We start from the raw sequence: 3,421 nt of genomic DNA, 5'->3' as shown, positions 1-3,421 counted from the left end.
CGGGCCTCCCGGAGTGCGGTCTGCGGGGCTTCCTCGCCGGGTTCCGCCCGTCCCCCCGGGAAGCTTATTTGTCCCCCGTGATTAATATGGCTGGTCCGCAGGGTAAGGACAAGCTCCCATCTCTTTTCGGTGTTCGGAAACAGTAAGACCAGCACGCTGCTCGGGTCGGCGTCATCGGGCGTTGTCATGTTGCGCTGGGTGCCGCCATCTACCGGCTCCGGGGCCATCCTCAGCTGGGAACGCTCTCCCGGAAGCGGACGGCTAAGCCGGTTCTGCAAGAATGTAATCAATGGATCCATGAAAAATGTACCTCATTTGTGAGGGCTAAAGATACCATTTTTGAGTCTAAAAATTGATCTTGCCAGAGATTAGCCTGGATTATTTATGAATGACAAGAAATCATTCGTTATCCTATTATTTTTTAAATAGTAAACGCTACTTTTTGAATTATTAAATGTCGACTGTGAAATTTGCTCTAGTGCTGGATTGAAGTGGAAATGGATACTCAAGGCAGGAAAGTACCACACCACCTCCATTTCCAATCCGCCTTGCCCACAACAATCCAGTTGGATTAGCGCGGTGTCGAAGGCCGAGGTTGAGGTTTTGGTTGAGCGTGAGAGTTTGTATTTTCAGTCGATTCTATCCCAGAGGTCTTTTGAAAAAACAGTCCCGAAGCATCGGGAAATACCAAAAATGTAGAGATTGGGCAAAACAACGGTTTTGCAAAGGCCTCATCCAATAAACAAGGTGTTACTCTAACATAGATATATGAACAAGAAATACAATGTTTACGGTATCGGCAATGCTCTGGTGGACATGGAATTCGAGGTCACAGATGCGTTTCTGGAGAAACATGAGGTAAAAAAGGGGGTAATGACGCTGGTTGACGAGCAGACCCAGTATCAACTCATCCAGGATATCAACCGGGCGGAGACGGTGGAAAATCCGGGCGGATCGGCGGCCAATACCATCTATGCGGTAAGCCAGTTCGGCGGGAAGGCGTTTTATTCGTGCAAGGTAGCGAATGATCCCTTCGGCGACCTCTATCTTGAGGATATGAAGGAAGCCGGGATTGATACCAATTTTGACCGACAGGAACAGGAGGACGGGATTACGGGCAAATGCCTGGTAATGATCACGGGCGATGCGGAGCGGACCCTGAACACCTACCTGGGGATCACCTCCACGCTGTCGACGAGTGACATTGATGAGCGGGCGATCCGGGATTCGGAATATGTATATATCGAAGGTTACCTGGTTTCTTCCGATACGGGCTTTGAAGCGATGAAAGAGACCAAGAAAACGGCCGCCGACCACCAGGTTAAAACGGCGCTTACCCTCTCCGATCCTTCTATTGTAAAGGCATTCAAGGAGCGGTTTGAGGAAGTCATAGGCGCCTCCGTAAACTTGCTGTTTTGTAATGAGGAGGAAGCGAAAATCTATACCGGCAAAGATAATTTAGGCGAAGCCCGCGAGGCACTGAAAAGGGAAGCGGAGCGTTTTGTTATTACTCAGGGACCCAACGGAGCGATCATCTATGACGGCGATACGTTTATCGATATCGAACCCTATGATGTACATCCCATTGACACCAACGGCGCGGGAGATATTTTTGCCGGCGCTTTCCTGTATGGCATAACGAACGGCTTCGGATATGCCGGGGCCGGGAAATTAGCCAGCCTGGCGGGCTCCAGGATCGTCTCCCAGTTCGGTCCCCGCCTGAAATGGCATGAAGTTCAGCAACTGCTGAAAGAGGTCACTTCAGAGCGGTGACTTCCGGGTTGTTGAGATTTATATTGAAACATGCATACATAACTACAACTATAGATATACACACATAAAGAGGGCTTTGAACAACCGGTCCCGAAGCATCGGGAAAGGTCAAGGCCAGAGGGAGGTTAAATCGCAGCATATAGCCCACATGCGTGGATTTCAACCGACTGGCAAGTTGACATTGGGGAAAAGCCCGGTTTTGTAAAGTCCTCAGTAAATATAAACGGCTGGAAAATGGAAACTATCGTACTGGCTTCCCGAAACAGGGACAAAATCAAAGAGCTGCGGTCGACCCTGGCCCCGCTGGGGATTACCCTCAAATCATCCTATGATTTTCCGGGGCTGGAAGAGGTAGTCGAAGACCGGCCTACCCTGAAAGGAAATGCCCTGAAAAAAGCCCGGTACGTACACGGGCAAACCGGACTGCCTGCACTCTCCGACGATACCGGTCTTGAGGTGGAGGCTCTCGGGGGACGTCCGGGGGTCTATTCGGCGCGGTACGCCGGGGCCTCGGCTACCTACCAGGACAATGTGGACAAGCTGCTGGAGGAGCTTTTAGGGGTGGAGGAGAAGAACCGAAAAGCGCAGTTCCGTACGGTTGTGGCCCTGGTTTCAGAGGAGGGCGTGCAGACGTTTGAAGGCATCTGCCGGGGCGAGATATTGACCGAGCAGCGCGGGGACGGCGGCTTCGGCTACGACCCGGTTTTTCGTCCCGCCGGCTATGAGCAAACTTTCGGAGAGTTGGACGCCGGCATAAAAAATGAGATCAGCCACCGCGGGAAAGCCATTGCCCGGTTCTATAACTGGCTGGAGCAACGGGTCTGATTGCGGCCTGTTTGTACCTGTTAAAGATCGTTTGCCGGTTGATCCGCCGTGCCTTCAACCTCTATTTTACCTGCCCATTGCCTTTATACTCCACAAAACCCTCGATCGCTTCATATTCCGCAAAGCCCAAGTCGTCATAAAGCTGGGCGGTACCGCGATTACGTTCCTCTGAACGTTTCCAGAACTCCCGCTCGTCGGCACCGGGGAAGAGGGGGCGGTCTTTTTGCGATTGGTGCTTGAATATTGCTTTTCGTTTTTTCGCCAATTCTTCGGGACTGAGGGGGACGGCCATTTCAATTTCGTTGATATCCCATTCCTGCCAGGCGCCGCGATACAGCCACACTTTGCAATCATCGATCCAGTCATCGTCCTGGCACTCCTCGAGCGCCAGGAAAATCGCTTTCAGGCATACGCGGTGCGTGCCGTGGGGATCCGACAGGTCACCGGCGGCATAGATCTGGTGCGGCTTGACTTCCCGTAGAAGCGCTATCGTGATATCCACATCCTCCTGCGAGAGAGGCTTCTTTTTTACGCGTCCGGTTTCATAGAACGGCATATTGAGAAAATGCAGGTGGTCTTCCGGGATCCCGCAATACCGTCCCGCCGCTTTTGCTTCTCCCCGGCGGATAAGTCCCTTGACATGCTTTATTTCGTAGGAATCGACCTGTCCGGGTTCCTTCTCCTGCATAAATTTTTTGACGTTTTTAAGCATATCCTCCGCCTCGGACTGATCAATGTCAAAGATCTCGTTATAATCGGAGACAAAGTCCACAAACCGGATGACATCGTCATCAAAGACCGCAATGTTGCCGGACGTTTGATA

At 51.7% G+C, this 3,421-nt stretch carries 3 protein-coding genes and 1 pseudogene; 2 read left to right on the top strand and 2 right to left on the bottom strand.

All coding sequences use genetic code 11. The features are described 5' to 3' along the window. Positions 1-299 (bottom strand): NUDIX domain-containing protein (locus ACESLU_RS13135; RefSeq protein WP_372639088.1); only part of this gene is annotated, 299 nt, incomplete at its 3' end. A 469-nt stretch (positions 300-768) separates the two neighbouring features. Here ACESLU_RS13135 and ACESLU_RS13130 point away from each other — a divergent pair. Further along, a complete protein-coding gene (locus ACESLU_RS13130; RefSeq protein WP_372639087.1) occupies positions 769-1,773 on the top strand; it encodes an adenosine kinase in 1,005 nt (334 codons plus the stop codon). A gap of 234 nt (positions 1,774-2,007) precedes the next feature. Then, positions 2,008-2,598 (top strand): RdgB/HAM1 family non-canonical purine NTP pyrophosphatase, encoded by a 591-nt coding sequence (gene rdgB / locus ACESLU_RS13125; protein WP_372639086.1) that lies wholly within the window; start codon positions 2,008-2,010, stop codon positions 2,596-2,598. Positions 2,599-2,659: 61 nt separating this feature from the next. Here the strand turns inward: rdgB and ACESLU_RS13120 are convergent. Next, positions 2,660-3,421: pseudogene (locus tag ACESLU_RS13120) on the bottom strand (glucosamine-6-phosphate deaminase); the annotation flags it as partial.

This window comes from Fodinibius sp. (assembly GCF_041642155.1).
GTDB lineage: Bacteria > Bacteroidota > Rhodothermia > Balneolales > Balneolaceae > Fodinibius.
The sequence above is the reverse complement of the archived record's forward strand: the minus strand, read 5'-3'. Positions and strand labels throughout refer to the sequence as shown.

Excerpts from the sequence above, each read along its gene's own strand:
- ACESLU_RS13130 (WP_372639087.1), top strand. The coding sequence starts at position 769 with ATGAACAAGAAATACAATGTTTACGGTATCGGCAATGCTCTGGTGGAC.
- rdgB (WP_372639086.1), top strand. The coding sequence starts at position 2,008 with ATGGAAACTATCGTACTGGCTTCCCGAAACAGGGACAAAATCAAAGAG.